The sequence below is a fragment of the Aromatoleum bremense genome, assembly GCF_017894365.1.
Lineage (GTDB): Bacteria > Pseudomonadota > Gammaproteobacteria > Burkholderiales > Rhodocyclaceae > Aromatoleum > Aromatoleum bremense.
Genome location: NZ_CP059467.1, coordinates 1,533,976 through 1,560,509, shown reverse-complemented (window position 1 = coordinate 1,560,509; position 26,534 = coordinate 1,533,976). Strand labels below are relative to the sequence as shown.

General features: G+C 67.5%; 28 protein-coding genes. 18 read left to right on the top strand and 10 right to left on the bottom strand.

Going from position 1 to position 26,534, the window contains the following annotated elements:
* Positions 1-57: 57 nt before the first annotated feature.
* The 4 genes from pbN1_RS07390 to pbN1_RS07375 all read left to right on the top strand — a co-directional run bounded on the left by pbN1_RS07390 (position 58) and on the right by pbN1_RS07375 (position 5,978).
* Complete coding sequence (locus pbN1_RS07390; RefSeq protein WP_169201828.1) at positions 58-1,329, top strand: OmpP1/FadL family transporter; 1,272 nt, start codon at positions 58-60, stop codon at positions 1,327-1,329.
* Between the two features lie 157 nt (positions 1,330-1,486).
* Positions 1,487-3,880, top strand: coding sequence for a 3-hydroxyacyl-CoA dehydrogenase/enoyl-CoA hydratase family protein (locus pbN1_RS07385; RefSeq protein WP_169201827.1), 2,394 nt, complete (start codon positions 1,487-1,489; stop codon positions 3,878-3,880).
* A gap of 12 nt (positions 3,881-3,892) precedes the next feature.
* Positions 3,893-5,092 (top strand): acetyl-CoA C-acyltransferase, encoded by a 1,200-nt coding sequence (locus pbN1_RS07380; RefSeq protein ID WP_169201826.1) that lies wholly within the window; start codon positions 3,893-3,895, stop codon positions 5,090-5,092.
* 85 nt (positions 5,093-5,177) lie between these two features.
* Positions 5,178-5,978 carry an enoyl-CoA hydratase/isomerase family protein gene (locus pbN1_RS07375; RefSeq protein WP_169201825.1) on the top strand — a complete coding sequence of 267 codons (801 nt, stop codon included), beginning with the start codon at positions 5,178-5,180 and terminating at the stop codon, positions 5,976-5,978.
* Between the two features lie 40 nt (positions 5,979-6,018).
* On the opposite strand, the gene pbN1_RS07370 is transcribed toward pbN1_RS07375, so the two are convergent.
* The 6 genes from pbN1_RS07370 to pbN1_RS07345 all read right to left on the bottom strand — a co-directional run bounded on the left by pbN1_RS07370 (position 6,019) and on the right by pbN1_RS07345 (position 9,658).
* The gene (locus pbN1_RS07370; RefSeq protein ID WP_280516184.1) at positions 6,019-6,294 is read right to left on the bottom strand and encodes a type II toxin-antitoxin system RelE/ParE family toxin; all 276 of its coding nucleotides are present in this window, start codon (positions 6,292-6,294) and stop codon (positions 6,019-6,021) included.
* Positions 6,295-6,353: 59 nt separating this feature from the next.
* The gene (locus tag pbN1_RS07365) at positions 6,354-7,394 is read right to left on the bottom strand and encodes a DMT family transporter (RefSeq protein WP_169201824.1); all 1,041 of its coding nucleotides are present in this window, start codon (positions 7,392-7,394) and stop codon (positions 6,354-6,356) included.
* Between the two features lie 57 nt (positions 7,395-7,451).
* Entirely contained in the window at positions 7,452-7,724 is a 273-nt protein-coding gene (locus pbN1_RS07360; protein ID WP_244857195.1) for a hypothetical protein, read from the bottom strand.
* A 58-nt stretch (positions 7,725-7,782) separates the two neighbouring features.
* Positions 7,783-8,493 carry a transmembrane anchor protein gene (locus pbN1_RS07355; protein ID WP_169201823.1) on the bottom strand — a complete coding sequence of 237 codons (711 nt, stop codon included), beginning with the start codon at positions 8,491-8,493 and terminating at the stop codon, positions 7,783-7,785.
* Positions 8,494-8,513: 20 nt separating this feature from the next.
* The gene (locus pbN1_RS07350) at positions 8,514-9,248 is read right to left on the bottom strand and encodes a HupE/UreJ family protein (protein ID WP_169201822.1); all 735 of its coding nucleotides are present in this window, start codon (positions 9,246-9,248) and stop codon (positions 8,514-8,516) included.
* 62 nt (positions 9,249-9,310) lie between these two features.
* On the bottom strand, positions 9,311-9,658 hold the full coding sequence (locus pbN1_RS07345; RefSeq protein WP_169201821.1) for a hypothetical protein: 348 nt from the start codon (positions 9,656-9,658) through the stop codon (positions 9,311-9,313).
* A 426-nt stretch (positions 9,659-10,084) separates the two neighbouring features.
* Here pbN1_RS07345 and pbN1_RS07340 point away from each other — a divergent pair, with 426 nt between their 5' ends.
* Entirely contained in the window at positions 10,085-10,564 is a 480-nt protein-coding gene (locus tag pbN1_RS07340; RefSeq protein ID WP_169201857.1) for a VOC family protein, read from the top strand.
* Positions 10,565-10,737: 173 nt separating this feature from the next.
* On the opposite strand, the gene pbN1_RS07335 is transcribed toward pbN1_RS07340, so the two are convergent.
* Both pbN1_RS07335 and pbN1_RS07330 read right to left on the bottom strand, forming a co-directional pair.
* The gene (locus pbN1_RS07335) at positions 10,738-11,247 is read right to left on the bottom strand and encodes a hypothetical protein (RefSeq protein ID WP_210147691.1); all 510 of its coding nucleotides are present in this window, start codon (positions 11,245-11,247) and stop codon (positions 10,738-10,740) included.
* Between the two features lie 265 nt (positions 11,248-11,512).
* On the bottom strand, positions 11,513-12,442 hold the full coding sequence (locus tag pbN1_RS07330; protein ID WP_169201820.1) for a pirin family protein: 930 nt from the start codon (positions 12,440-12,442) through the stop codon (positions 11,513-11,515).
* A 291-nt stretch (positions 12,443-12,733) separates the two neighbouring features.
* Here pbN1_RS07330 and wrbA point away from each other — a divergent pair, with 291 nt between their 5' ends.
* A complete protein-coding gene (gene wrbA, locus pbN1_RS07325) occupies positions 12,734-13,357 on the top strand; it encodes an NAD(P)H:quinone oxidoreductase (protein WP_169201819.1) in 624 nt (207 codons plus the stop codon).
* 135 nt (positions 13,358-13,492) lie between these two features.
* On the opposite strand, the gene pbN1_RS07320 is transcribed toward wrbA, so the two are convergent.
* Positions 13,493-14,269: a YdcF family protein gene (locus pbN1_RS07320; RefSeq protein WP_169201818.1), complete on the bottom strand. Its 777-nt coding sequence runs from the start codon at positions 14,267-14,269 to the stop codon at positions 13,493-13,495.
* A 138-nt stretch (positions 14,270-14,407) separates the two neighbouring features.
* Here pbN1_RS07320 and pbN1_RS07315 point away from each other — a divergent pair, with 138 nt between their 5' ends.
* The 12 genes from pbN1_RS07315 to pbN1_RS07260 all read left to right on the top strand — a co-directional run bounded on the left by pbN1_RS07315 (position 14,408) and on the right by pbN1_RS07260 (position 24,932).
* Positions 14,408-14,902, top strand: a complete 495-nt coding sequence (locus tag pbN1_RS07315) for a DUF2802 domain-containing protein (RefSeq protein WP_169201817.1) — start codon at positions 14,408-14,410, stop codon at positions 14,900-14,902.
* 96 nt (positions 14,903-14,998) lie between these two features.
* Positions 14,999-15,379 carry a RidA family protein gene (locus tag pbN1_RS07310; protein ID WP_169201816.1) on the top strand — a complete coding sequence of 127 codons (381 nt, stop codon included), beginning with the start codon at positions 14,999-15,001 and terminating at the stop codon, positions 15,377-15,379.
* 44 nt (positions 15,380-15,423) lie between these two features.
* Positions 15,424-17,460: an ATP-dependent DNA helicase RecG gene (gene recG, locus pbN1_RS07305; protein ID WP_210147740.1), complete on the top strand. Its 2,037-nt coding sequence runs from the start codon at positions 15,424-15,426 to the stop codon at positions 17,458-17,460.
* A gap of 152 nt (positions 17,461-17,612) precedes the next feature.
* Entirely contained in the window at positions 17,613-18,170 is a 558-nt protein-coding gene (locus pbN1_RS07300; protein WP_169201815.1) for a chorismate--pyruvate lyase family protein, read from the top strand.
* The gene (ubiA, locus tag pbN1_RS07295) at positions 18,167-19,054 is read left to right on the top strand and encodes a 4-hydroxybenzoate octaprenyltransferase (RefSeq protein ID WP_210147690.1); all 888 of its coding nucleotides are present in this window, start codon (positions 18,167-18,169) and stop codon (positions 19,052-19,054) included. Before pbN1_RS07300 ends, ubiA begins: the two co-directional genes overlap by 4 nt.
* A 75-nt stretch (positions 19,055-19,129) precedes the next feature.
* On the top strand, positions 19,130-19,378 hold the full coding sequence (locus tag pbN1_RS07290; protein ID WP_244857193.1) for a hypothetical protein: 249 nt from the start codon (positions 19,130-19,132) through the stop codon (positions 19,376-19,378).
* A 140-nt stretch (positions 19,379-19,518) separates the two neighbouring features.
* The gene (gene pyrF / locus pbN1_RS07285; RefSeq protein ID WP_169201813.1) at positions 19,519-20,334 is read left to right on the top strand and encodes an orotidine-5'-phosphate decarboxylase; all 816 of its coding nucleotides are present in this window, start codon (positions 19,519-19,521) and stop codon (positions 20,332-20,334) included.
* Between the two features lie 154 nt (positions 20,335-20,488).
* A complete protein-coding gene (locus pbN1_RS07280) occupies positions 20,489-22,075 on the top strand; it encodes a putative Ig domain-containing protein (RefSeq protein WP_169201812.1) in 1,587 nt (528 codons plus the stop codon).
* Positions 22,076-22,227: 152 nt separating this feature from the next.
* Positions 22,228-22,647: a PIN domain-containing protein gene (locus pbN1_RS07275; protein ID WP_169201811.1), complete on the top strand. Its 420-nt coding sequence runs from the start codon at positions 22,228-22,230 to the stop codon at positions 22,645-22,647.
* Positions 22,644-22,874, top strand: a complete 231-nt coding sequence (locus pbN1_RS07270; protein ID WP_169201810.1) for a ribbon-helix-helix protein, CopG family — start codon at positions 22,644-22,646, stop codon at positions 22,872-22,874. Before pbN1_RS07275 ends, pbN1_RS07270 begins: the two co-directional genes overlap by 4 nt.
* A gap of 61 nt (positions 22,875-22,935) precedes the next feature.
* Positions 22,936-24,426 (top strand): 4-hydroxy-3-polyprenylbenzoate decarboxylase, encoded by a 1,491-nt coding sequence (ubiD, locus tag pbN1_RS07265; protein ID WP_169201809.1) that lies wholly within the window; start codon positions 22,936-22,938, stop codon positions 24,424-24,426.
* A gap of 83 nt (positions 24,427-24,509) precedes the next feature.
* Positions 24,510-24,932 (top strand): DUF4870 family protein, encoded by a 423-nt coding sequence (locus tag pbN1_RS07260; protein WP_169201808.1) that lies wholly within the window; start codon positions 24,510-24,512, stop codon positions 24,930-24,932.
* Positions 24,933-24,962: 30 nt separating this feature from the next.
* On the opposite strand, the gene dacB is transcribed toward pbN1_RS07260, so the two are convergent.
* On the bottom strand, positions 24,963-26,399 hold the full coding sequence (gene dacB, locus pbN1_RS07255; protein WP_169201807.1) for a D-alanyl-D-alanine carboxypeptidase/D-alanyl-D-alanine endopeptidase: 1,437 nt from the start codon (positions 26,397-26,399) through the stop codon (positions 24,963-24,965).
* Positions 26,400-26,534: the final 135 nt, after the last annotated feature.

The following is a 26,534-nucleotide window of genomic DNA, read 5'->3' as shown; positions in this document are numbered from 1 at the left end:
GCGACCTTGCGAATGCAGTGCTAGACTTGCTGATGGCATGACAAGGAGGCGACACACATGCATACGACGATGATTGCCCGGGCAGTCCCGGCAGCGCTGCTGGCGATGGCCTCCGGCGTAGCCTCGGCCGCCGGTTTCCAGCTGATGGAGCAGAACGCCAGCGGGCTCGGCAACGCCTACGCGGGCTCCGCGGCGGTCGCCGAGAACGCCGGCACGATCTTCTTCAACCCGGCCGGCATGACGCAGCTGCAGGCGCGCGAAGCGTCGTTCGGCGTGGCGGCGGTGCGGCCGAGCTTCGAGTTCAGCGACAAGGGCTCGCAGAGCGGCGTGCTCCGCGGCAATGGCGACGACGCGGGCGGGTGGGCGGCGCTGCCGAACGCCTACCTGTCGTGGGCGCTGAACAAGGATTTGTATGTCGGCGTCGGCCTGAGCGCTCCGTTCGGCCTCGTCACCGACTACGACGAGTCGTGGGTCGGCGGCGCCCAGTCGCTGAACTTCGAGATCAAGACCTACAACATCAACCCGTCGATCGCGTATCGCGTCAATGACAAGCTCTCGCTTGGTGCCGGCCTGAACTGGCAGCGCGCCGAAGCGGAGTACGAGCGCATCGCCGCGGTCGCGCCCGGCCTCGCCACGACGTTCGCGACGCTCGATGTCGACTCCGATGCGTGGGGCTGGAACATCGGCGTGTTGTTCACGCCGTCGCCGTCGATGAAAATCGGGGTCTCGTACCGTTCGAAGATCGAGCACGAGCTCGAAGGCGACCTGAAGCTCAAGGGGACGCTCGCGGGCGCCGTGCCGCAGACGACCAGCGGCAAGGCCCGCGCGGATGTCGATCTGCCCGACACGCTGATCATGAGCGTCGCGCAACAGCTCGACGAGCGCTGGGAAATGCTCGGCGATCTGTCGTGGACGGGCTGGAGCAACATCAAAAAAGTCGACATCGACCGCCGTTCGGGGCCGCTGTCGGGCGTCACCGTGCAGACGCTGAACACCGACTACCGCGACAGCTGGCGCGTCGCGCTCGGCGCGAACTACAAGCTCAACGACGCGTGGAAGCTGAAGTTCGGCGTCGCCTACGACCAGGCGCCGGTGAGGGGCAGGGACCGCCGGCTCGTCGCGCTGCCGGACAACGACCGCACCTGGTTTGCGCTCGGCGGGCAGTGGAAGGCGACCAAGACGACGACGCTCGATGTCGGCGGCGCTTACCTCTACGTGCGCGACACGAAGATCGACAACGACCAGAGCGCGGCAGGACGCGGGCGCGTCACCGGCGAATACGAGTCCGACGTCTGGATCTTCGGCGCGCAATACTCGATGGCGTTCTGATCGCCGCGGCGATCCCCGGACGGCACGCTTCGCCGCCGCCCGCAGTGCCGGCGAGGGCCGGCCGGTTCCACTGAAACGATTGGCGGGATTCCCCTTCATACATCGGCTCGTCCCGGGCCGGTCATGCCGGGGCAAGCCAGGACCTGGAGAACTTCGCATGAGCAAGCTGATCATCCGCAAGATAGCTGTGCTGGGCGCCGGCGTCATGGGGGCACAGATCGCGGCGCATTGCGCGAACGCCGATGTGCCGGTCGTGCTGTTCGACCTGCCGGCGAAGGACGGCCCGCCGAACGGCGTCATCGAACGCGCGATCGCCGGCCTGGCGAAGCTCGACCCGGCACCGTTCGCGGCTTCGGCGCGCGCCGGCCATATCGACGCCGCGAACTACGACACCGATCTCGAACGCCTGCGCGACTGCGACCTCGTCATCGAGGCGATCGCCGAGAAGATGGAGTGGAAGCTCGACCTTTACGCGAAGGTCGCGCCGTATCTGCGCGCCGACGCGATCTTCGCGTCGAACACGTCGGGCCTGTCGATCGGGAAGCTCGCCGAGGGCATGCCCGAAGCGCTGCGGCCGCGTTTCTGCGGCGTGCATTTCTTCAACCCGCCGCGCTACATGGCGCTCGTCGAGCTGATCCCGGCCCCCGCGACCGACCGGGCGATGCTCGACGCGCTCGAAGCGTGGCTGACGACGCGGCTCGGCAAGTCGATCGTGCGCGCGAAGGACACGCCGAACTTCGTCGCGAACCGCGTCGGCGTGTTCTCGATCCTCGCGGTGATGCACCACACCACAAGGCTCGGCCTCGGCTTCGACGAAGTCGACGCGCTGACCGGCCCGCTGATCGGCCGGCCGAAGAGCGCGACCTACCGCACCGCGGATGTCGTCGGTCTCGACACGCTCGCCCACGTCATCGACACGATGCAGGCGACGCTGCCTGATGACCCGTGGCACACCTGGTTCCGCCAGCCGGACTGGCTGCAGGCGCTGATCGCGAAAGGCGCGCTCGGGCAGAAGACGCGCGCCGGCATCTACCGCAAGGACGGCAAGAAGATCCTCGTGCTCGACCCGAAGGCCGGCGACTACCGGCCGAGCGGCGGCGACATCGTGTCGGAAGTGGCAGCGGTGCTGCAGACGAAGAACACTGCCGAGAAGTTCGCGTGGCTCGGCGCGAGCGGGCTGCCCGAGGCGCAGTTCCTGTGGGCGATCTTCCGCGACCTGTTCCATTACTGCGCGGTGCATCTCGAGGACATCGCCGACAGCGCGCGCGACATCGATCTGGCGATGCGCTGGGGCTTCGGCTGGGCGCGCGGGCCGTTCGAGACCTGGCAGGCCGCGGGCTGGGCGGACGTCGCGAAAGCGATCCAGATGGACATCGACGCCGGCCGCGCAATGACGAAGGAGCCGCTGCCGGCGTGGGTGTTCCTGCGCGGCAGCGTGCACGAGGCGGCAGGCTCGTATTCCGCGCGCGACAACCTCCTCAAGGCCCGCCCGACGCTGCCGGTCTATCGCCGCCAGCTCTACCCCGACGCGCTGCTCGGCGAAGCGCCTGCCGACCGCGGTGAAACGCTGTGGGAGAACGGCGGCGACGCTGACGGCGTGCGGCTGTGGACGCGCCCGGACGTCGACGCGCGCATCGGCATCCTGTCGTTCAAGGCGACGCTGCACGCGATCGGCGACGAAGTCATCGACGGGCTGCTCGAGGCGATCGCGCGTGCCGAGACGGATCTCGACGGCGTCGTGCTGTGGCACGACGCGCCATTCGCCGTCGGCGCGAATCTGCGGCAGGTCGCGGACGCGTGCAAGGCTGGCCAGTTCGGACTGCTCGATGGCAAGGTCGCGAAATTCCAGCAGGTGTCGATGGCGATCCGCCACGCGCAGGTGCCGGTCGTCGCCGCGGTCGAGGGGATGGCGCTCGGCGGCGGCTGCGAGTTCGCGATGCATGCGGCGCACCGCGTGCTGGCGCTCGAGAGCTACGTCGGCCTCGTCGAAGCCGGCGTCGGCCTGATTCCGGCCGGCGGCGGCAGCAAGGAATTCGCGCTGCAGGCGCACCGGCGCGCGCAGCACGCGGCGGGCCGCGACGTGTTCCCGTACATCCAGCAGAGCTTCCAGACGATCGCGATGGCGACCGTCGCGAAAAGCGCGCTCGAGGCGGTGCAGCTCGGCTTCGCGCAACCCTCGGACGATGTCGTGCTGCATGCGCGCGAACTGCCGTACGTCGCGATTCGCCGCGCGCGGGCAATGTTTGAGGCCGGCTGGCGCCCGCCGCTGGTCAACCGCGCGGTGACGGTCGCGGGGCGCAACGGCATCGCGACCTGCGAGCTGATGCTCGTCAACATGGCCGAAGGCGGCTTCATCTCGGAACACGACTACAAGGTCGCGAAAGCGGCGGCGACCGCGCTGTGCGGCGGCGAAGTCGAGACGAATGCGCAGGTCGGCGAGCAGTGGATCCTCGACGTCGAGCGCGCGCTGTTCGTCGAGCTGCTGAAAACCGAAAAGACGCAGCAGCGCATCGCGCACATGCTGGAAACCGGCAAGCCGCTGCGCAACTGAGAGGGGCATGACATGACCAGACAAGTCCAGGACGCCTACATCGTCGCCGCGACGCGCACGCCCGTCGCCCGGCGCAACGGAATGTTCGCGCACGTGCGGCCCGACGACCTGCTCGCGCACGTGCTGTCGGCCGTCGTCGGCAAGGTGCCGGCGCTCGACGCGCACGAGATCGCGGATGTCATCGTCGGCTGCGCGATGCCGGAGGCCGAGCAGGGCATGAACGTCGCGCGCATCGGCCTGCTGCTCGCCGGGCTGCCGGACAGCGTGCCCGGCATCACGATCAATCGCTTCTGCGCCTCCGGGCTGCAGGCGGTCGCGGACGCCGCGGCGCGCATTCGCCTGGGGGAGGCCGACGTGATGATCGCCGCCGGTACCGAGTCGATGAGCGCGATGCCGCAGATCATGGGCAACAAGGTCAGCCTGAACCCGGCGATCTTCGCCAATCGCGACAACGTCGGCATCGCGTTCGGCATGGGGCTGACTGCCGAGAAAGTCGCGCAGCAGTGGAAAGTCAGCCGCGAAGACCAGGATCTTTTCGCGCTGCATTCGAACCAGCGCGCGTCCGCGGCGATCGCCGCCGGGCATTTCCGCGCCGAGATCACGCCTTATACGGTCCGCACGCACTTGCCTGGCGACGGCGGTGCGGTGCGCGTCGTCGAGCGTGTCCGCGACACCGACGAAGGGCCGCGGCCGGACGCGTCGCTCGACGCGCTGGCGAAGCTCAAGCCGGTGTTCGCCGCGCGCGGCTCGGTCACCGCCGGCAACAGCTCGCAGATGTCCGACGGCGCCGGCGCGGTGCTGCTGATGAGCGAGGCGGCGCTGAAACGCTACGGCGCGACGCCGATCGCCCGTTTCGTCAGCTATTCGGTCGCCGGCGTGCCGCCCCAGATCATGGGCATCGGCCCGGTCGAAGCGATTCCGCGCGCGCTCGCCGCGGGTGGCGTGAGTCTCGCCGACGTCGGCTGGATCGAACTCAACGAAGCGTTCGCCGCGCAGTCGTTGGCAGTGATCCGCGAGCTCGGGCTCGACCCGGCGCGAGTCAACCCGTTCGGCGGCGCGATCGCGCTCGGCCACCCGCTCGGCGCGACCGGCGCCATCCGCACCGCGACCGTGATGAGCGCGATGCAGCGCGATCCGAAGCTGCGCTATGCGATGGTGACGATGTGCGTCGGCACCGGCATGGGCGCAGCGGGAGTGTTCGAGCGGGTGTAGACTTTCCGCCCCTTTTACCCGATATGTCGCGTGCCGCGGCCAGAAACCCCCGGCCCGCGAGCGCCTGTCCTGGAGATTCAACCCGATGGCCGATACCGTACTGCTCGACGTCTCGAACCGCGTCGCCACGCTCACGCTCAACCGCCCTGCGCAGCTCAACGCCTTGTCGATCGAGATGATGCAGGACCTGCTGCTTGCCGTGCGGGAGTTGCGCGATCTCAAGGATGTCGACGTCATTGTCATCGCCGGCGCCGGCGATCATTTCATGGCGGGCGGCGACCTGAAGGACTTCGCGACGCAGTTCCACCTCGGCCCGCAGGCGCGCATGGTGGCTTTCCGCGCGATCATCGAGAAGCACATCAACCCGGCCGTCGAGATGCTCCAGTCGCTGCACCAGCCCGTCATCGCGAAAGTGCGCGGCGCATGCGCCGGCTTCGGCCTGTCGCTGATGCTCGGCTGCGATCTGGCGCTGTGCGCCGACAGCGCCAAATTCACGACCGCGTATGCATCGATCGGCCTCGCGGCCGACGGCGGCCTGACGTATTTCCTGCCGCGCATCGTCGGCAGCCGCAAGGCGCTGGAACTGCTGCTGCTCGCCGAGCGTTTCGATGCCGCCGAAGCGCTGCGCCTCGGCCTCGTCAACCGCGTCCTGCCGTCCGCCGAGCTCGACGCCGAAACCGACAAGCTCGTCGCCCGGCTGCAGGCGGGGCCGCGCGAAGCCTATGGCGAAATCAAGCGCCTGGTCGCGAGCTCGTACGACGCCCAGATCGAATCGCAACTGGAGAGCGAAGCCGAAGCGTTCGGCCGCTGCAGCGCGACCGGCGACTTCGTCGAGGGCATCACCGCCTTCCTCGATAAGCGCAAGCCGGCGTTCCGCGGGATGTGACAGGCCGGCCGCATGTCCACAGGCGCGGGTTGCTGCGGCTTCACGCGCCGAGCAATCGGCGAGCCGGCGCCGACTGCATGTCCCGGCGCCCATCGACGATCAGGTAAACGACGACTTGGCTGCCCGTCACGCGGTAAATCACCCGGTAAGGCTTGAACGTGGTTTGCCGGTATTCCTTGATGCCCAGCGGCACCAACTCCTTCGGGTAGCTGCCTCGCTTGGGGAACTGTGCCAGGCTTTCCACGGCTTCCATCAGCTGGTCGAGCACGCAGTTTGCGTTCGCCAGGCAGTCGACAGTCGCTACGGCAAAGAGCAGACGCTCAAGGCGATGAAACGGCGGTCACCGTACCCAGGACGACAAACTCATACGGCATTTCAATGTGCGTGTCGGTGGTGAATATCCGGGAAATGCGGGTGCTTATGGATCATGGCACCGTGACTGTGCCGATGTTCATGCGGTTCGCTACTGTCCCAATCGAAATCGTGCTCATGCTGGTGGTGTTCGTCATGCACATGACGATGGCTGTGCTCGAGTGGTTCGTGCGCGTGTTCGTGTTCGTGGTGTTCCGTCAGGTGCAGCCACACCCCGCAGCCCATCAGGCCAGCCGCCAACCAGAACGCCGGATAAGTCGATTCGCCGAGCAAAACCAGCGCCATCGCGGCGCCAATGAATGGCGCAGTGGAAAAGTAGGCCCCCGTCCGCGCGGTGCCGAGCCCTCGCAGGGCCAGCACAAACATGACGAGGCTGATGCCATAGCCGAGGAGCCCGACGCCCATCGTCGCAAACACGATGGTCGCGTTTGGCACCGCGGCCCCGAGCGACAGCGCCAGTGAAGTGTTCACCGCGCCGGCAATCATCCCTTTGCTTCCCGCAATGAACAAGGCATCCGACGCCGAGACCTTGCGGGTCAGATTGTTGTCGATCGCCCAGCACAGGCAGGCACCCGCAATCGCGAGCGGGCCGATCCAACCGGTCATGCCTCCATCCCCAGTCGGCCACGACAGTACGACGCCTCCAGCAACGATGGCGAGCATGCCCAGCACAATGCGGCGGTCGGCGTTTTCCTTGAACACGACCCAGGCGATAACCGCGGTGAGCACTGCTTCCAGATTCAGCAACAGGGAAGCGGCCGAACCGCTCGTCGAGGTCAGACCAAACAGCAGGGCCACTGGACCAAGCACCCCGCCAAAGAGGATGGCACCCAAGAGCCAGGGCCATTCCGAGGGGGCAAGGCCGGAGGGCTTCCAGCCCCTATCCCGGACGAGGCGAATAAGCATGAGACCGGTGCCGCTGCCCAGATAAAGCAGGCCGGCAAGCAATATGGGCGGAAGCTCGCCGACCAGCAACTTGGCGAATGGCGTGCTTGCGCCGAACAGGGCTGCAGCCAGCAGGGCATAGACGACGGCGCTATGCATCGTTTCGATAACCGTTAGATCTCATTGACAGGATCATGCCCCTCACAGCTTCGGCGGTCAGTCAGGCGCCTCGTCTTGGCTCTGGCTGCGGCGGAAGGCCGCGAACAAGGCCAGATCGTAGCCGATCTTCAGCATCCCGCAAGCCACCAGCGGCGCTGCCAGCCAACCGGCGGCAAACAGCACGCCCCCCAGCGAAGGGCTGAACGCCGCCGCGAGACTGCGCGGCACGGCGGTGAAGCTGGCCGCCGCCGCCCGTTCCGGCGGCGTGACCACCGCCATCACGAAGGCTGAGCGGGTCGGCACGTCCATCTGCGACAGCAGCGCGCGCATGAGCAGCAGGCCCAGCGCCGGCGACAAACAGCCTGAATGGAGAGGGGGAACGCAGGACTTACAGCACGCGTTCGATCTGCGCGTAGTCCCCACTGGTCTTCAACGTCACGGTAACCTCGGCTGCCGAGCGGTTACGCCAGAACCAGCCGTGCTTGCCGTCGAAAGCCGCTTGCAGCGTGCCCGCATTGGCGGTTTCGTTCTTGCCCTTGCTGTAGCCGTGGTAGAAGCCTTTTGGCGCTTTGACTGGGTCACCGTGCGTATCGTAATTGACTGCTCCCCCGACAGTTGACCACTCGTAACGGACGCTGGCGTCCTTTTGCATCGTCAGCTTGACTTCCGCGGCCTTGCCGGGCTTGAGGCTGATCGTCACGGTATGTTGCCGCGCCGGGACCACCTCGGCTGCTGCCGGCTCGGAGCGTGATGTCACGACGGGCGCCGCAGCGGCTGAGTGCTCATGTTCGTGACCATGGGGAGCGGGGGCTGTCGCGACCGCTATGGCTGCCCGGGGGGGCGATGACACGGTCGGCGCGACGCCGCCTGCAGGCGCCGCTTCTCCGGCGTTGGCTTCGGACGCGAGCGAAATCTTGATTTCACCCATCTGCGTAAGGCCGAGGGCGCGGCCGGCGCCGGTCGGATCGATGCCGTACTCCGCCGGCAGGATGGTCGTGATGAGCAGGCCGGTCGCGATCAGCGCGGCGATGGCGGTGGAACGCAGCAATTTGCCCGTGCCCGGCAGTTCGGCGCGAGTCGGAAGATCGGTGTTGTACATGGGTCGGGACTCCGCAGAATTCAGGAAACGAACAGGCCGGTCAGCTGATAGCCGATCAGCATGAAGCCGGCGCACATCATGGCGACGTTGGCGGTGTAGGCGTGCTTGAGGAAAGCGGTCGTGCGCCGCCAGTAGCCCATCGCGATCAGGATCGCGCCGAGTGCGAGCAACTGGCCGATCTCGACACCGACGTTGAAGGCCAGCAGGTTGGGCAGGAGACCGTCACGCGCGATCTCGAATTCCTGGATCTTCGCCGCGAGGCCGAAGCCATGGAACAGGCCGAACACCAGCGTCGCGACCCTGGTGTCGGGCTGCACGCCGAACCAGCGCTGATAGGCCCCGAGGTTGTCCAGCGCCTTGTACACCACCGACAAACCGATGATCGCGTCGATCACGTAAGCGTTCACGTTAACCCCGGCGTAGACGCCGTACAGCATCGTGACCGAGTGGCCGATCGCGAACAGGCTGACGTAGAGCGCGATGTCCTTCAGCTTGTAGAGGAAGAAGATCACCCCGGCGAGAAACAGCAGATGATCGTAGCCGGTGACCATGTGCTTGGCACCGAGATAGGTGAAGGGCAAGAGCTGCGTGCCCGAGATCTCCTGGATATAGCCCTTGTCGCCTTCGGCCACGCCGTGGGCGTAGGCGGCCGCGCTGAAGAACAGGTAGAGCAGCACGCCGGCAAGGGCGTACGGGAATGCTCCGAAACGGGACAGCCGTATGGGCTGGCCCTCGACGGGAAACAGTCGGGTCATGTGTCAGTTCCGATCAAATTGAGGACGGGCCACGTTGTTACGCAAACAACGGACCAGCTTCGTTAGAGGATCGGAATGGCCTTGGGCGGACGCTCGAAGGGGAAATAGGGGCCCGGATGGACCTGCACCTGATTCACTGTGCTCCAGACGTCCGTCGACATCCCTGCAGCGTACGTGCCAGTGCGCGGCAGATTGAGTTTGTCGTGGCTGTGGTCCGCCGCATTGTGACCGTGCCGATGTCCGGGGTCGTGGTCATCGGACGCCGGCTCGTCGTGGCTGTGTCCGTGGTCGTCGAATTGCGCCGCAAGCGGTGCGCTGCGGTGCTCGGGCCAGCTGACCGGATCGTGCGAGGTGGAGACAACGCTCGCATACGCCACCCAGCCATGAAACAGCGCCACGAGCACGACCATCAGCCTCGCCAAAAGCGGCGCGTGACGGCGAAAAACTCGAACTCGGGTTGCAGAAGCGCAGGGCATGCAGCGGGTGCGTGGAATGATCGCAGCGGCGATCGGAAATGCGATATCCGGAAACGGTTTATAAACGAGTTCGCCATCTCGCCGCAACTCGCCGAAAAATTTCCTTGCAACGACCTCGCTGCACCTACGGGGCTCTCACGCGGGGCCGCGTCGTTGCCACGGGGCCGCTCTGACGTCCAAGGTGTCGGCGACAGGCTGCTATCGGGCATCAATGACCAACGGCCGCAGATGGCCGGTATTACTCTCTTCATCGGTTATTGAGCAATGCGCGCGCCCCCCAAGGTACGCAAGTTGCTGAAGTAGTGGCTGCCTGCGCGGCTTGAATGCGCGTATCTCTCCCAATTCAGGAGGACGAAGATGATGGTCAGCAAGAACACGATATGTCTGTGGTACGACGGCACCGCGTTGGACGCCGCGAAGTTCTACGCCGAGACGTTCCCGGACAGCGCGGTGGGAGCTGTCCATCGTGCGCCGGGCGACTATCCCGCGGGCAAGCAGGGCGATGTCTTGACGGTCGAGTTCACGGTGATGGGCATCCCTTGTCTCGGCCTGAACGGGGGCCCGGCGTTCCAACACAACGAGGCTTTCTCGTTCCAGGTTGCAACCGACGACCAGGCTGAAACGGACCGCTTGTGGAGCGCGATTGTCGGAAACGGCGGGCAGGAAAGCGCATGCGGCTGGTGCAAGGACAAGTGGGGACTGTCGTGGCAGATCACGCCACGCGCCCTGACGGACGCGATCGCCGATCCTGATCCAGCGGCGGCCAAGCGCGCGTTCGAAGCCATGATGGGGATGAGAAAGATTGACATTGCTGCGATCGAAGCGGCTCGGCGCGGCTGACGCTCCCGATGCCGGCCCGGCCCCCATCGCCGCGACCGAGCGTTCGCGTGTGTTGGCCGGGACCGGCTGTTTGGGCCGAAAGGGTGAGTTCGAGGGAATCGAGACCTGCCGTTCAGTCCGAGTGATCGCGGGGCGGCCGGCAAGGCCTGACGCGGCTGGGTGGCTGGCCGTCGCTAACGCGGCGGTTTGCAGCGCTTGCCTTCATATTCGAAGCGATGATGAGTGTATTGTTTGCCGTTCCAGCGCAGCACCGGAAAGCAGAAGCCCGGGCCGCCGACGGAAAGGTCGGGCCAGCCATTCGCTCCGTGGGTCTTCAGAAACTCGGGGATGCCACTGTCTTTCGCCATCACCTTCCATCCGCCGCCGGGCTGCTTGCTCAATAGCTGGAAGCCCGTTCCCGCGTGGCCGTAGCAATAGGTGCCGCCTTCCGTCAGCACCACCTCGGGAAGCCCGTCGCCGTTCAGATCGCGGACGCTGTCGATCATGGCGTCGGACGCGTTGGGGTCGTCCGTGCATATCACCCAGCCCCCTTTGCGTGGCACCGCTCCGGCCGCCTTGAAGACGGCACGCGTGTCGGCGTCGCTCAGCCCGGCGGCCGCAGCGTCGGCCGCAAACGTATCGCTGGGCGCCAAGCCGAGCATACTGACGAATGCCGCCCATCCTGCTGCATGTCTTGTCGCCATTGCCTTCTCCAGCTTCGTCGCTCAATGTCCTGACGCGGCCGTCGCAAGGAAAGCGGCTACTTCAGGTCGATGATTCAACATAGGCAACCGTTCTCGCCATTCAAGCGCGATCCCGCCGCTCGTCAGCCTGCCCCGAAACCCGCGACCGCATCCTTGAGCAAAGGCCGATCACGCGACGAAGAATGTAGGGCGGCCAGCGTCAGCTAGCAGACTGAGTGCTCGTTCCGCGAGGGTTTGCCCGATGAGAGGGGTGCCCGTGCCGGCCTCAGGGATACCGGACCGGGGGCGGGTGGTTGTCCGGCAGCGGGATGAATTCGGTCTCGCCCGGCACCGGCGCGAAGCGGCCGGCGCGCCAGTCGGCCTTCGCCTGCTCAATGCGCTCGCGCGAACTCGAGACGAAGTTCCACCACACGTGACGCGGCCCGTCGAGCGGTTCGCCGCAGAGCAGCATCAGCCGCGTCGCCGACGACGCCGTGATGACGACTTCGGCGCCGCGCCGCAGGACCAGCAGCTGGCCTGCCGAATACGCCACACCGTCGATGGCGATGGAACCCGCGACGATGTACGCGGCCCGCTCGACATGCTCGCTCGGCACCTGCAGGCGCGCCGGCGGGGCGAGTGTGACGTCGGCGTAGAACAGCGGCGAGCACGTCGCGACCGGCGAGCGCGCGCCGAAAGCCTCGCCGGCGATCAGCCGGACGCTCAGGCCGGGCGCGTCGATGACCGGCAGTTCCGCCGCGCCGTGGTGCGCGAACGCGGGTTCGCTCTCCTCGTCGCGCGCCGGCAGCGCGACCCACGCCTGCAGTCCGGCGAGGCGCGGGCCGGACGGGCGCAGTTCGGGCGGCGTGCGCTCGGAATGCACGATGCCGCGTCCCGCAGTCATCCAGTTCAGCTCGCCGGGCCGGATCGGCTGCACGCTGCCGAGGCTGTCGCGGTGCAGGATTTCGCCGTCGAACAGATAGGTCACCGTCGCGAGGCCGATGTGCGGATGCGGCCGGACGTCGAGGCCGCTGCCCGCGGCAAGCTCCACCGGCCCCATCTGGTCGAGAAACACGAAAGGCCCGACCATGCGCCGCTGCACGGACGGCAGCGCGCGCATCACCTTGAAGCCGCCGCCCAGATCACTCGCGTGCGGCACGACGACGGTCTCGACGGGCAGCGGGTCCTGCGGGGATGTCGATGCATTCGGGTTCATCTGCTCTCCTCGACGTGAGATAACGATGCGGCGATACGGGCCAATACGGCGATACGGGCGCGGGGCCCGGCGCTACGGCGGGCACGGCCGGGACGCTCGTTCGCGCGTCCCGGCCAGTCCTTGAGGAGACCCACGCTGCCCGCGTGTGGTTCGCGCGATCCGCAGACTGAAACCTCGGCGGCATGCTTGCGGCCCGCCATTGCCGCGGTTGAACGCGGCGGATCCGTTGACTAGGCTGGCCTAACGGCAGCGGTGCCCTGCCATTCTGTCCTTCACCCACGGAGCTGCGACATGAAAGTCCAGATCATTTTCTACAGCATGTACGGCCACATTTTCCGCATGGCGGAAGCGGTCGCGGAAGGCGCGCGCAGCGTCGCCGGTGCCGAAGTCGGCCTGTTTCGCGTCCCGGAACTGGTGCCCGACGAAGTGCTCGAGAAGTCCGGGGCGAAGGCGGCGCAGCAGGCCTTCGCGCACGTACCGGTGGCGACGACCGGGCAGCTGCCCGAGGCCGATGCGATCATCTTCGGCACGCCGACGCGCTTCGGCAACATGTGCGCGCAGATGCGCAACTTCCTCGACCAGACGGGCGGGTTGTGGATGAAGGGGAGCTTGATCGGCAAGGTCGGCAGCGTATTCACCAGCACCGCGACGCAGCATGGCGGGCAGGAGAGCACGGTCCTGTCGACGCACATTACGCTGCTGCACCAGGGCATGGTCCTCGTCGGCCTGCCTTACAGCGAGAAGCGGCAGATGGGGATGGACGAGATCCTGGGCGGCTCGCCGTATGGTGCGGCGACGATCGCCGGCGGCGACGGCAGCCGCATGCCCAGCCAGCTCGAACTCGAGATGGCGAAGTTCCAGGGCCGCCATGTCGCCGAGATCGCGAGCGCGCTCGCGCGGGGCAGGGCGGCCTGACGACAACGCTCGCCGGGTAGAACAGCGCCGACGCGTCCTGCGGATTCGCGAGCTGCGGGCCCGGCTGGCAGCCGCCTTTGCGGGATCGGGCTTGCCGAAGTTGCCGCGGGAACGCCACGATCCCCTGCGTGGCGTTCAGCGCGACAGGCGCAGCGCGAGCAGCCCCAGCCATTCGTGCGCCGCGTACCAGCCGGCATAGGCCGAGGTCGCGCTCGGCAGCGCGCTCAGCACCTGGTCGTTCGCGTCGTGCTTGCCGAGCCAGGCGGTCGGCGCGGCGATCACCTCGATGCCGCGGGCCTCGAACTCGGCGCGGGCGCGTCGCATGTGCGCGGCGTGCGTGACGAGCAGGACACGCCGCACGCCGGCCGCTTTCAGCAGCGGCGCGGAAAATTCCGCGTTCTGCCCGGTGTCGAGCGAGCTCGCCTCGACCCAGCGCGGGATAATGCCGAAGTCCGTCTCGAGCGCGGCTTTCATCAGCTCGCCTTCCGGGCGCTCGCCGGTCGCCGCTCCGCCGCTGACGAGCACCGGCAGGCGCAGTCCGTGCGCGAGGCGCGCGCCGTAGCGCAGCCGTTCGAGCGTCAGCCGGTTCACGGTCTCTCCGCCGTATTCGGGTGCGTGGCGCCGCTTGCCGCCGCCGATGATGACGATCGCCTCGGCGCGGCGGGCGGGTGTCGCCGTCAGGGGCGGATCGGTCTCCAGCCCGTCGAGCATCCAGCCGACGGTGACGGGCAAGACGAGCAGCAGCGCTACGGCGAGCCCCGTCCACGCGAGCGCCAGTCCGGCGCGGCGCCAGCGCTGGACGAGCAGCAGGCCGAGTGCGATGAGCAGCAGCGGGGCGAGCGGCGGCAGCATGAAGGCCGAAACGAGTTTCTTCAGCCAGAAGAGCAGCATCAGAGCGAGGTCGAAAGTCATATGAGTCAGCAGTTGCGTCGTTGCAGGGGGATGAGGCGGGTATTATCCGCGACAATCCACGCGTCATGTTCCCCGCCGCCCGCCCGCGTCATGCCGGAGCGCCGTCGGCCGTCTGCACGGGCGGCGAGGTAGTCCGCGATGGGTATTAGCGAAATCCTGTGGTCCGCAGCCGCGCTGCTGGCCGTCTACGTCGCGATCCGGCTGTACCAGGCGCTGCGCAGCCGCTTGCGCCGTCCACGTGGCGCCCGGCGCCATCCGGCTTCAGCCGACGGTGCGTCGGGCGATGAGGAGGTATTCGTCTTCGAGCGGCCGCCGCCGTCGTCGCGGCGCGACGGTTTCCAGGTCGAGCTGGAGGTGCAGCAGCTGCGCCGGGACGTCGCCCAGTTGCGCGCCGAACTCGCCGAGCAGCGCCGGGAGGTCGCCAGCCTGACGGCCCGGCTGCAGGTGCAGCAGGCGCAGCAGGAGCAGTTCGACGGCGGCGTCGCCAAAGCGGGCGCATCGCCTGAGTATGACGAGGCGCTGGTGTTTGCGCGACGCGGACTCGATGTCGAGGCGATCGCCGAACGCTGCGGCATCACGGTTGCCGAAGCTGCGCTGGTGCGCGCCCTCGCGCAGGAGCGGAAGCATCCGTGAAAGCTGCGAGCTGCTCATGATGTGGCCTCCGGCCGACCTGGCTTACAATCGCCTCATTGTGAGTCGCCCGGCACCCACCACTCAAGGATTCCGCCCATGAGCCGCAGCATCGTTTCGACCCCCAACGCCCCCGCAGCGATCGGCACCTATTCGCAGGCCGTCAAGACCGGCAGCACCGTCTACTGCTCTGGCCAGATCGGCCTCGACCCGGCGACGATGCAGATGGTCGAGGGCTTCGAAGCGCAGACCGTGCGCGTGTTCGAGAACCTCAAGGCGGTCGCCGAAGCGGCCGGCGGCTCGCTCGCCGACGCGACGCGGCTGACGATCTACCTCACCGACCTCGCGAACTTCGCCAAGGTGAACGAAGTGATGGCGCGCTACTTCGCCGAACCGTACCCGGCCCGGGCCGCGGTCGGCGTGAAGGAATTGCCGAAAGGCGCGCTCGTCGAGGCCGACGCGATACTGGTGCTTGGCTGATCCACGAAGGTCCGTCGCCTCCTGATGCCGCAACGCGACCGGCGCTGGCCGGATGGGCCGGCGTCGGTCCGCAACTGGCCGGCCGGCTCGCAAGGCTCGATCTGCGCCGGCCGCAGGACCTGGTGTTGCACCTGCCGCTGCGCTACGAGGACGAGACCCGGGTGACGCCGATCGCTGCGGCGCGAGGCGGCACCGCGGTGCAGATCGAAGGCGAGGTCGTATCGAGCGAGATCGTGCTGCGGCCGCGCCGCCAGCTCATCGCCCGCGTTCGCGATGCGTCCGGCATGCTCGTCGCGCGCTGGCTCAATTTCTACCCGTCGCAGCAGAAGCAGATCGCCGCCGGCCGCCGCGTGCGCCTGTTCGGTGAAGTGCGCGGCGGTTTCTTCGGCGACGAGATGGTGCACCCGCGGCTGCATGCCGTCGATGACGGCGAGCCGCTGCCGCAGGCGCTGACGCCGATTTACCCGACCACCGCCGGGCTCGCGCAGTCGGCGCTGCGCAAGCTCGTCGCCCGCGCGCTGCACGCCGTCCCGCTCGACGAGTACCTGCCCGAGGCGGTGCTCGCCGGGCTCGGGCTGCCCGGCTTCGCCGACGCGGTGCGCACGCTGCACCACCCGCCGCCGGACGTCGACGCGGCCGCGCTCGAAGATCGCGACCACCCGGCGTGGCGGCGCATCAAGTTCGAGGAACTGCTGGTCCAGCAGCTGTCGCTGCGCCGCGCGTACAACGCCCGCCGCACGCATCGCGCGCCGGCCCTGCAGGCCACCGGTCGTCTCTGCGATGCGCTGCTCGCCCGGCTGCCGTTCCGTCTCACCGGCGCGCAGGCCCGCGCGGTCGCCGCGATCGCGCACGACCTCGCCGTGCCACACCCGATGCAGCGCCTGCTGCAGGGCGACGTCGGCAGCGGCAAGACGATCGTCGCCGCGCTGGCGATGCTGCAGGCCGCCGAAAACGGGTTCCAGGCGGTGCTGATGGCGCCCACCGAGATCCTCGCCGAACAGCACTGGAAAAAACTCGCCGCGTGGCTCGAACCGCTCGGCGTCGACATCGCGTGGCTGTCGGGCGGCCGCCGGAGGCGCGAACGCGACGCCGAGCTCGCGCGTCTTGCGAGCGGCAAAGTGCTGCTTGCGGTCGGCACCCACGCGCTGATCGAGGACCCGGTGCTGCTGCCGCGGCTCGGCCTCGCGATCGTCGACGAGCAGCACCGCTTCGGCGTGCGCCAGCGCCTCGCGCTGCGCGACAAGGGCGCGGGCGGCAGCCATCCGCACATGCTGATGATGTCGGCAACGCCGATTCCGCGCACGCTGGCGATGAGCTACTACGCCGATCTCGACGTCACCGTGCTCGACGAGCTGCCGCCGGGGCGCACGCCGATCCTCACCAAGCTCGTGTCCGACCTGCGCCGCGACCAGGTCGTCGCCCGCGTGCGCGACGCGTGTCTGGCCGGGCGCCAGGCGTACTGGGTGTGTCCGCTGATCGAGGAGTCGGAGGCGCTGCAGCTGAAGACCGCGCTCGAGACGTTCGACACCCTCACCGCCGCGCTGCCGGAGCTGAGAATCGGCCTCGTCCATGGGCGCCTCAAGGGCGAAGAAAAATCAGCGACGATGGCCGCGTTCGCTGCGGGCGAGCTGCATCTGCTGGTCGCGACGACGGTCATCGAAGTCGGCGTCGATGTGCCGAACGCGAGCCTGATGGTCATCGAGCACGCCGAGCGCTTCGGTCTCGCGCAGCTGCACCAGCTGCGCGGCCGCGTCGGGCGCGGCACCGCCGAGTCCGTGTGCATCCTGCTGTTCGCGCAGCCGCTGTCGGAAAACGGCCGTGCGCGCCTGAAGGTGATCTATGAACACAGCGACGGCTTCGCGATCGCACGCGAGGATCTGCACATCCGCGGCCCGGGCGAATTCGTCGGTGCCCGCCAGAGCGGCACGCCGCTGCTGCGCTACGCCGACCTCGAACGCGACGCGGAGCTGCTCGGGCCGGCACGCTCGCTCGCCGAACATCTGCTCGATGAAGCGCCGCAGACAGCCGCGCGCGTGATGGAGCGCTGGCTTGGCGGCCGCGAGGGGCTGCTGCGGGCCTGAGGTGCCAGCCGCCCGCCCTGTCCCGCCGCCGCCGCCAAGTCCCGCGACGTCCCGCGACGTCCCGCGACGTCCCGCGACGTCCCGCGATTGGGCCGGCCTGCCGTTCCCGGTATCATGCGTGGCCCCGCGGCGTCCTGCCGGCGTCCTTTTCCATGCGCATCCGACCTCACCCCGAAACCTGGCTCGAACGCCCGCCGCGCGCCCGGGTGCTCCCGCAGCTGCGCCCCTGGCTCACCGATCCAGGTTCGCTGACCGCGCGCATCCGCAGTCGCTGCAGCCTGTTTTCGGTCGAGGTGCTCGCCCAGCGCCTCGCCGTCCCGCACCCGGACGAGGCCGCGCTGCTCGGGCTGCGCCGCGGCGAACTCGCGTGGCTGCGCGAAGTGTTGCTCGCCGCCGACGGCGTCCCGGTAGTGTTCGCGCGCAGCATCCTGCCGCGGCACAACGTGCGCGGAGCATGGATCCTGTTCCAGGGGCTCGGCTCCCGTCCGCTCGGCGCCGCGCTGTTCGCCGACCCGCGCATCCGCCGCCAGCCGTTGGCCTGCAGCTGTCTCGATCGCCGGGACGCGCGCTATCATCGCGCTTCGGCCGCCGTCGCGCCGCGCCGCCTGCCGCCCGCGCTGTGGGCGCGCCGGTCGCTGTTCGGCCTGCGCGGCCGCACGCTGCTGGTCAGCGAAGTGTTCCTGCCCACGATTCTGGAGTTGCCGACATGATGATTGCCCCCGCCACGCTGTCCGGCCGGTTGCCGCTGTACCTGCGGCTGATGCGTCTCGACAAGCCGATCGGCATCCTGCTGCTGATGTGGCCGACGCTGTGGGCGTTGTGGCTCGCCGCCGACGGGTTTCCGCCGCTGCACGTGGTCGCGATCTTCGTCCTCGGCACGGCGCTGATGCGCTCGGCCGGCTGCGTCATCAACGACTACGCCGACCGCGACTTCGACGGCCACGTCGAGCGCACGCGGACGCGGCCGCTGGCGACCGGCGCGGTGACGATCCGCGAGGCGCTGCTGCTCGCCGCCGCGCTGTCGCTGGTGTCCTTCGTGCTGATCCTGCCGCTCGATCCGCTGGTGCGGTGGCTGTCGCTGCCGGCGCTGTTTCTCGCCGTGAGCTACCCCTACACGAAGCGTTTCCTCGCGATCCCGCAAGCCTACCTGGGCATCGCGTTCGGTTTCGGCATCCCGATGGGGTTCGCCGCGGTGCAGGGCGAAGTGCCGGCGCTCGCGTGGCTGCTGCTGCTCGCGAACATCTTCTGGGCGATCGCGTACGACACCGAATACGCGATGGTCGACCGTCCCGATGACCTGAAGATCGGCATCAAGACTTCCGCGATCACGTTCGGCCGCTTCGACGTCGCCGCGGTGATGCTGTGCTACACGGTCGCGTTCGGTCTGATCGCCGCCGTCGGCGTCGCGGCGGGGCGCGGGCCGTGGTTCTTCGGCGGGATCGCGGTCGCAGCGGCGATCGCGATCTACCACTACACGCTGATCCGCCACCGCGACCGTGCGCGCTGCTTCAGGGCTTTCCTGCACAACAACTGGGTCGGCGCGGCGCTGTTCGTCGCCCTCGTCATCGACTACGTTGCGTTTCCCGCGGCCTGAACTAGGGTGAACCGACCGCGATCACACGGTCGAATGACGGCGCGGAAAACCGCGCGGATCCCCAAGGAGACCATGATGAAAAAGAGCCTGATTGCGGGCCTGCTGGCGATGGCGCTGTCCGGCAGCGCATTCGCGTTCCACTGTCCCGCCGAGATGAAAAAGATCGACGAGGCACTCGCGAAAAACCCGATGCTCACTGCCGAACAAATGACCGAAGTGAAGCAGCTGCGCGCCGAAGGCGAAACGCTGCACAAGGCCGGCAAGCACCAGGAAGCGCTCGATACCCTCGAGAAAGCGAAGAAAATCCTGAAGATCGAAACCTGATCGGGCCGGATCGGGCGCCAGATGGGGGCCGCGTTGCGCGGCACCCAGCGTCTTTCGCCGCGCAGCGCATCGATAAGCCGGTCGTGCGCCCTAGCCGCCGGCCGGCTTATCATTCGGCCCGGACCATTCTGGACGCTTCCATGCATTTCATGACCGCCCTCCGGGCCGCCTGGCGCACGCGCAACAGCCTGCTGTGCGTCGGCCTCGACCCCGACCCGACGCGTTTCCCCGCGCACCTGCACGGGCAACCGGACGCCATATTCCGCTTCTGCAGCGCGATCGTCGATGCGACCGCCGATCTCGTCTGCTGCTTCAAGCCGCAGATCGCGTACTTCGCCGCGCAGCGCGCCGAGGACCAGCTCGAAGCGCTGATCGCGCACATCCACGCCCGTCATCCCGACACCCCGGTGATCCTCGACGCGAAGCGCGGCGACATCGGCAGCACCGCCGGGCAGTACGCCGTCGAAGCGTTCGAGCGCTTCGGCGCCGACGCGATCACGGTCAATCCGTACATGGGCCGCGACTCGGTCGAGCCCTATCTCGACTACGCCGACAAGGGCGTGATCCTGCTGTGCCGCACGTCGAACCCCGGCGGCAGCGACCTGCAGTTCCTCGACGTCGGCGGCGGCGAGCGCCTCTTCGAGCGCGTCGCCCGCCTGGTTGCCGACGAGTGGAATGCCAGCGGCAACTGCAGCCTGGTCGTCGGCGCGACCTTCCCGGCCGAGATCGCGCGCGTGCGCGAACTCGTCGGTGACATGCCGCTGCTGGTGCCCGGCATCGGCGCGCAGGGCGGCGACATCGCCGCGACGGTGCAGGCCGGGCGCAGCGCGGACGGCAGCGGGCTGATGATCAACTCGTCGCGCGCGATCCTGTACGCCGGCGCGGACCACGACTTCGCCGCCGCCGCCCGCCGCGCCGCCCTCGACACGCGGGACGCCATCAACCGCCACCGCTGAATCCCCGCCCCCGGTTCTGCATCGCCCGCGCATGCCATGATGCCGCCGCCATCGCGGTTGCAAATGTGGGTAATATGCGGTCCAATTCCGGCCGATTCACGATTCGTTACAGGTCGGCCGCTGGCAATTTCTCGAAGGGGGTTCAGTGCGTTCAATGGCAAAAGGGATATTCAGGGGCCTGGCGCTCGGCGTCACGGCGTCGCTGCTGGTGGCATGTGGCGGCGGGGGTGGCGGAGGCGGTAGCGACGGCGGCGGCAATTCACCTCTCATACCCAATCCGGCAGAGACGCTGAAGCTGACATTCTCGGCGGACCGTACTTCCCTGCCGCTGAACATCGCAGGCGATGCCGCCGCGATCGGCAGCCCCTACACTTCGACGATCAATCTTCGCGGCAGCTTCGTGCCGGGCGGCGGCACCGAGGGCGGCAACTGCTGGTCGGCCGAATTCAACATCATCAGCGGCGCAGCTTCTGGCTTCCTGGTTCCACCGCTGCTCGCCGGCGCCACGAGTGGCAGCACGACGTTTTTCACCAGCTCGTCGTCCGGAAACTGGAACGTGCTGCTGACTTCGACCAACAAGGCCGGAACCGTGACGATCGAAGTCGCGGTGCCGAACCCGAACACCGCCACCGTCACCTGCAACGACGACAAGATCGAAATCGGCGCCCGCTTTGCCGGCACTCCGATCTCCTATATCCGCGAGCAATTCCAGGTGGCGGTTGGCCAGGCGACCGGCAAGGCGTCGCAGATCGTGATCAATACGAGCGCGCCGAATTTCCTGTTCGCGCAGAACACGAACGGCCCTGCCCAGTTGCTGCTTCAGGCACAGCTTCTCGATGATGTGGGTCAGCGGGTTCCAGATCCGGCGATCGGAGTGAACAATCTTTATGCACGTATCGTTCCGACGGGTAGTGCAGCAGACGACGACGCCAAACTGCGCGGTACGGGTGGAGACAATACTTGGGTGAGGGCGCGCTCGATCAACGGTCAAGCACAGTTCAGCCTGATTAGCGGTGCGGCGATTGGCGATGTGCTGGTCGAAGTGGTGACCGACCGCCTCGACAATAACGTGGATAATGGCATCAGCCAATTGACCTCGAATATGAGAAAGATTTCGGTGGTTGAATCGGTGGGGCAGGCGGCTTTAGCCATAAGTGGAGCAGGGGCGTTGCCGGAGGCTGAGCAGAGCACTCACTATTCGCCTGTAATTCTGAATGCATCGGGAGGGATTCCGCCTTTCGAGTGGTCGAAAGCTCCCGGCAGCAATCTGCCGTCTGGCTTAACCTTGCAGCCTTATGGGGTGATCACGGGGATGCCATTGGAGGCAGGATCTTTCAGTTTTGCCGTGCGGGTCAAAGATTCCGGGATCCCTGCGCAGGAGGTGGAGGCCGTTTATACGATCCTGATTCAGCCCGAACCAGAGCCCGAGCCAGAACCCGCGCCCGAGCCGCCGGCTGAGTTGACGATCGATGGGGCCAATGACATAACTGCAGGGAAAGTGAGTCAAGACTATGTCCACGTGTTTTCTGCAACCGGCGGTGAGGAAGGTCAGTCCACCACATGGAGCGTGAAGTTCTTTAAAGGTGGTGTGATTCAGGCTAATGACATGGGCCTGACGATGAGCGCTGCCGGCGGTATTTCTGGGAAGCCGGAACAAGCGGGTACCTTCGTGGTGGATGTGACCGTTGTCCGGGGTGCTTCGACAGCAAGCAGGGCCTTCACTCTGACAGTTAATCCTTAGAGTACATCAGGGTTTGATCACGTAATTAAACGAGTCCCGCATCCCGCTTGTTCAAACCCCGCTCTTCGGAAGAAGGCGGGGTTTTTCTATGAATGCGCCGTGGCGACGGAAGCGAATTGCGCTTCTCGATGATGGCGTATACGCTATCACTCATGATCCCGATCGTAATCGATACCAACGTATTCGTTGCTGCGATGCGCTCCGAGCGCGGCGCTTCGCGTGAAGTGCTTCGGCTTGCGCTGAGAGGGGTTTGTCAGCCGTTGTTTGGTAATGCGCTGTGGCTGGAATACGAGGATCTGCTGGGCAGGCCGGTGTGGACGGACGCGACGACGCCCGAAGAGCGCCGTCAGGTGCTCGCCGCATTGGCCCGGGTAGGACGTTGGGTGACGGTGTATTACGGCTGGCGCCCCAATCTGCCTGACGAGGCAGATAACCATCTCATCGAGCTGGCTCTCGCGGGCGGTGCGACGGCTGTCGTGACACACAACATCCGGGATGTCGGGCGAGGTGAATTGAAGTGGGGCGGGTTGCGGGTAATGACGCCGGCCGAATGCTTGGAGGTATTGCGATGAGTACATTGACGATCCGGCTGCCCGATGACACGGCGGAGCGGCTGAAGTCGCTGGCGCGCAGCCGAGGATTGAGTGTGAACAAGCTCGTCGAGGAAATGAGCGCGCAGGCGCTCGCCGCGTGGGACACGGAAAACCGCTTTCGTGCGCTCGCCGCACAGGGCGATGTCCGCCAGGCGCTCGGCATTCTTGATCGACTCGACAACCACGCCGACAACAGTGGGCACTGAAACGGCGGAATCGCGATGGCATTTCGTGCTCGAAACGCGCACTGGCGAGTAAAAAAACCGTATGAAATACCACGACCTTCGCGACTTCATCGCCCAGCTCGAAGAGCGCGGCGAACTCAAGCGCATTGCCGTTGCTGTCGACACGCATCTCGAGATGACCGAGATCGCCGACCGCGTCTTGCGTGCCGGGGGGCCGGCGCTGCTGTTCGAGCAGCCGGTGACGCGCGGGGTGGCGCAGGCGATCCCGGTGCTCGCGAATCTCTTCGGCACGCCGCAGCGCGTTGCGCTCGGCATGGGCGAGGAACTCGCGGACGGCGACTGGCAGACGCCGCTGCGTGAAGTCGGCAGGCTGCTCGCGTTCCTCAAGGAGCCCGAGCCGCCGAAAGGATTCCGGGACGCGTGGGAGAAGCTGCCGGTGTTCCGCCAGGTGCTGAACATGGCGCCGAAGGAGGTGCGTTCGGCGCCCTGCCAGGAAGTGGTGTGGGAAGGCGCGGAGGTCGATCTGGCGCGGCTGCCGATCCAGCATTGCTGGCCCGGCGACGTCGCGCCGCTGATCACGTGGGGCCTTGTCGTGACACGCGGGCCGGGCAAGAAGCGGCAGAACCTCGGCATCTACCGCCAACAGGTGCTGGGCCGCGATCGGGTGATCATGCGCTGGCTCGCGCATCGCGGCGGCGCGCTGGATTTTCGCGATCATCAACAGGCGCATCCGGGCGAAGCGTTCCCGGTCGCGGTCGTGCTCGGCTGCGACCCGGCGACGATCCTCGGCGCGGTGACGCCGGTGCCGGATTCGCTGTCGGAATACCAGTTCGCCGGGCTGTTGCGCGGCGCGAAGACCGAACTGGTCAAATGCCTCGGCTCCGACCTGCAGGTGCCGGCGTCGGCCGAGATCGTGCTCGAAGGCGTGATCCACCCCGGCGACACCGCGGCCGAAGGGCCGTACGGCGACCACACCGGCTATTACAACGAGGTCTCGGAGTTCCCGGTGTTCACGATCGAACGCATCACGATGCGCAGGGACCCGATCTACCATTCGACCTACACCGGCAAGCCGCCCGACGAGCCGGCGATGCTCGGGCTCGCGCTCAACGAAGTGTTCGTGCCGCTGTTGCAGAAACAGTATCCGGAGATCGTCGATTTCTACCTGCCGCCGGAAGGCTGCTCGTACCGGCTCGCAGTGGTCAGCATCCGGAAGCAGTACCCGGGCCACGCGAAGCGCGTGATGTTCGGCATCTGGAGCTTCCTGCGGCAGTTCATGTATACGAAGTTCATCATCGTCGTCGATGACGACGTCGCGATCCGCGACTGGAAGGAAGTGATCTGGGCGCTGACGACGCGCGTCGACGCGAGCCGCGACACGGTGCTCGTCGATAACACGCCGATCGACTACCTCGACTTCGCGAGCCCGGTCGCGAGCCTCGGCAGCAAGATGGGGCTCGATGCGACGAACAAGTGGCCCGGCGAGACGACGCGCGAATGGGGCCGGCCGATCGTCATGGACGACGCGGTGAAGGTGCGCGTCGACGCGATGTGGGGCGAGCTCGGCCTGTAGCGGACAAATCGGGCGCCTGCGCGAACGGACCGCACCGTCCGCAGTCGCATCCTCGATGCGCTTCAACAGCAAAGGAGTTCCGCATGACCCAGTATTCGTCCGACGGCGGCCCGGTGCGCAGCGCCGATCTCGGCAACCTCGTCACGCTGACGCACTTGATCTACGCGCTGCACGCGTTCGCGGTGGTCACCGGAGTCGTCGGCAGCGCGACGATCATCGGCAGCTTCGTTGCCAGCGTGCCGTCGATCGTCGCCGTGGTGCTGAACTATCTCAAGCGCGGCGCAGTCCGCGGCACCTGGCTGGAAAGCCATTTTCGCTGGCAGATCCGCACGTTCTGGTTCGCGGCGCTGTGGATCGTCGCGGGCCTGCTGCTGGCGTTCACGATCATCGGCATCCCGCTCGCGCTGGCGCTCGTCGCCGGCGCCGGCCTGTGGGTCGTCTACCGCGTCGCGCGCGGGTGGTGGAGCCTCCTGCATCGCGGCATGATGCCGATGCCGCCGGGGTGACAGCGCGAGGCGGCGGCAGGGAGGCGAGGCTCAGCGCGCGTCCCACACCCATTCGAGCAGCGCGTCCTGCGCCGCCTGGCTGCTGCCCGCCGCGACATCGTTGGCCAGCATCGCGACGACATGGCGGCGGCCGTTGCGGTCCAGCACGTAGCCGGCCATCGCGCGTACGCCGTTGATCGAGCCGGTCTTGATATGCGCCTGGCCGCGCGCCGGGCTGTCGTGGAGCCGGCCGCGCGCGGTGCCGTCGAGGCCGGCGACCGGCAGCGCGGCGATGAATTCCGGCATGTACGGTCGCCGCCACGCAGTGAGCAGGATTTCGCCGAGGGTTCGGGCGCTGACGCTCTCGCTGCGCGACAGGCCGGAGCCGTTCTCGACGAACAGCCCGGCCGTGCTGATGCCCGCCGCGTCGAGCAGCGCCCGCGTGAGCGCCGCGCCGCCGGCGACCATGTCGGGCGATGTCGCGTCGGTGGCGCCGAGGGTGGCGAGCAGCTGGCGCGCGATCACGTTGCTCGACCATTTGTTCATCTCGCGCACGACGTCCGCGAGCGGCGGCGAGCTGCCGGTCAGCAGCGGCGCGGCATCACTGGGCACTGTGCCCGGCCTCGCGACGCCTTCGAGCTTGCCGCCGAGTTCCGCCCACAGCGCGGCGACGGCGGCGACGCCGAAGCGTTCCGGCGGCAGCGGCGCCGTCGCCCAGTCGCGCTGGCCGCAGCTCGCCGGCAGGCTGCCGAGCAGCACCAGGCGCGGACCGCCCGGCGCGGCTTCGAGCAACGCGTCGAGGTCGCGGTACCACACCCCGCACTCGCCCGCTGCGATGACGATGCGGTTGTCGATGTCGAGCCCTTTCAGCGGCGGGCTGGCCGCGACCGTGACCCGCTCGCCCGGCCTGCCTGCGGGCAGCAGCGTCAAATTCAGCGTGTTGAAATTCACCAGCAGGCCGTGGGCGCCGCTGTTGTACGGGCGCAGCGCGCGATCGTCGAACGCCGCCGGGTCGTGCTGCGGCAGCCGCAGCGCCGAGCCGTCGAGCACGAGATCGCCGCGGATTGTCTCGATGCCGAGCGCGCGGATCTTGCGCAGCAGCGTCCACAGCCGCTCGACGCTCAGCAGCGGGTCCGCGCCGCCGATCAGGTAGAGGTCGCCTTCGAGCACGCCGGCGCGGATGGTCCCGGTCGCCGCGACGCGAGTCGTCCACACGTGCGCCGGGCCGAAGCGCTCGAACGCGGCGAACGCGGTGACGAGCTTCATCACGGACGCCGGATTCATCGGCCGCTCGGCGTTTACGCGCAGTTGCGGTTCGCCGTCGTCGACGGCCTGCACCCACAGCGCGACGGCCGATTGCGGAATGTGCGCGGCAGCGAGGGCCTGTGCGACCGGCTCCGGCAGCGCGGAAGCGTGGGAGGGGTGGGCGGTGGCGAGCCAGCCGCCGAGGAACAGCGCGCCGAGCACGCGCAACAATGCGCTCGTCATCGGCGGAATGCCGGATTGCGGTGCTTTGGCGGCCGGCGCGGCGCGTGCCGCTTGTCGGCAGGATACAATTCGGCCTCCTGATCGTTCGCGGGCCCGGCATTCTACGCTGCCGCGCGGACGACGATTCCGTCCATA

Bases quoted from the DNA above. Each gene is read 5' to 3' on its own strand.
- pbN1_RS07340 (WP_169201857.1), top strand. From the start codon at position 10,085: ATGGTCAGCAAGAACACGATATGTCTGTGGTACGACGGCACCGCGTTG.
- pbN1_RS07310 (WP_169201816.1), top strand. From the start codon at position 14,999: ATGAGCCGCAGCATCGTTTCGACCCCCAACGCCCCCGCAGCGATCGGC.
- pbN1_RS07360 (WP_244857195.1), bottom strand. From the start codon at position 7,724: ATGCGCGCGCTGCTGTCGCAGATGGACGTGCCGACCCGCTCAGCCTTC.
- pbN1_RS07290 (WP_244857193.1), top strand. From the start codon at position 19,130: ATGAAAAAGAGCCTGATTGCGGGCCTGCTGGCGATGGCGCTGTCCGGC.
- wrbA (WP_169201819.1), top strand. From the start codon at position 12,734: ATGAAAGTCCAGATCATTTTCTACAGCATGTACGGCCACATTTTCCGC.
- pbN1_RS07350 (WP_169201822.1), bottom strand. From the start codon at position 9,248: ATGACCCGACTGTTTCCCGTCGAGGGCCAGCCCATACGGCTGTCCCGT.
- pbN1_RS07355 (WP_169201823.1), bottom strand. From the start codon at position 8,493: ATGTACAACACCGATCTTCCGACTCGCGCCGAACTGCCGGGCACGGGC.
- pbN1_RS07315 (WP_169201817.1), top strand. From the start codon at position 14,408: ATGGGTATTAGCGAAATCCTGTGGTCCGCAGCCGCGCTGCTGGCCGTC.
- pbN1_RS07320 (WP_169201818.1), bottom strand. From the start codon at position 14,269: ATGACTTTCGACCTCGCTCTGATGCTGCTCTTCTGGCTGAAGAAACTC.
- pbN1_RS07365 (WP_169201824.1), bottom strand. From the start codon at position 7,394: ATGCATAGCGCCGTCGTCTATGCCCTGCTGGCTGCAGCCCTGTTCGGC.
- pbN1_RS07275 (WP_169201811.1), top strand. From the start codon at position 22,228: ATGATCCCGATCGTAATCGATACCAACGTATTCGTTGCTGCGATGCGC.
- pbN1_RS07270 (WP_169201810.1), top strand. From the start codon at position 22,644: ATGAGTACATTGACGATCCGGCTGCCCGATGACACGGCGGAGCGGCTG.
- ubiD (WP_169201809.1), top strand. From the start codon at position 22,936: ATGAAATACCACGACCTTCGCGACTTCATCGCCCAGCTCGAAGAGCGC.
- pbN1_RS07280 (WP_169201812.1), top strand. From the start codon at position 20,489: ATGGCAAAAGGGATATTCAGGGGCCTGGCGCTCGGCGTCACGGCGTCG.
- ubiA (WP_210147690.1), top strand. From the start codon at position 18,167: ATGATGATTGCCCCCGCCACGCTGTCCGGCCGGTTGCCGCTGTACCTG.
- pyrF (WP_169201813.1), top strand. From the start codon at position 19,519: ATGCATTTCATGACCGCCCTCCGGGCCGCCTGGCGCACGCGCAACAGC.
- pbN1_RS07335 (WP_210147691.1), bottom strand. From the start codon at position 11,247: ATGGCGACAAGACATGCAGCAGGATGGGCGGCATTCGTCAGTATGCTC.
- pbN1_RS07345 (WP_169201821.1), bottom strand. From the start codon at position 9,658: ATGGTCGTGCTCGTGGCGCTGTTTCATGGCTGGGTGGCGTATGCGAGC.
- pbN1_RS07300 (WP_169201815.1), top strand. From the start codon at position 17,613: ATGCGCATCCGACCTCACCCCGAAACCTGGCTCGAACGCCCGCCGCGC.
- pbN1_RS07385 (WP_169201827.1), top strand. From the start codon at position 1,487: ATGAGCAAGCTGATCATCCGCAAGATAGCTGTGCTGGGCGCCGGCGTC.
- pbN1_RS07260 (WP_169201808.1), top strand. From the start codon at position 24,510: ATGACCCAGTATTCGTCCGACGGCGGCCCGGTGCGCAGCGCCGATCTC.
- pbN1_RS07380 (WP_169201826.1), top strand. From the start codon at position 3,893: ATGACCAGACAAGTCCAGGACGCCTACATCGTCGCCGCGACGCGCACG.
- pbN1_RS07375 (WP_169201825.1), top strand. From the start codon at position 5,178: ATGGCCGATACCGTACTGCTCGACGTCTCGAACCGCGTCGCCACGCTC.
- dacB (WP_169201807.1), bottom strand. From the start codon at position 26,399: ATGACGAGCGCATTGTTGCGCGTGCTCGGCGCGCTGTTCCTCGGCGGC.
- pbN1_RS07330 (WP_169201820.1), bottom strand. From the start codon at position 12,442: ATGAACCCGAATGCATCGACATCCCCGCAGGACCCGCTGCCCGTCGAG.
- pbN1_RS07390 (WP_169201828.1), top strand. From the start codon at position 58: ATGCATACGACGATGATTGCCCGGGCAGTCCCGGCAGCGCTGCTGGCG.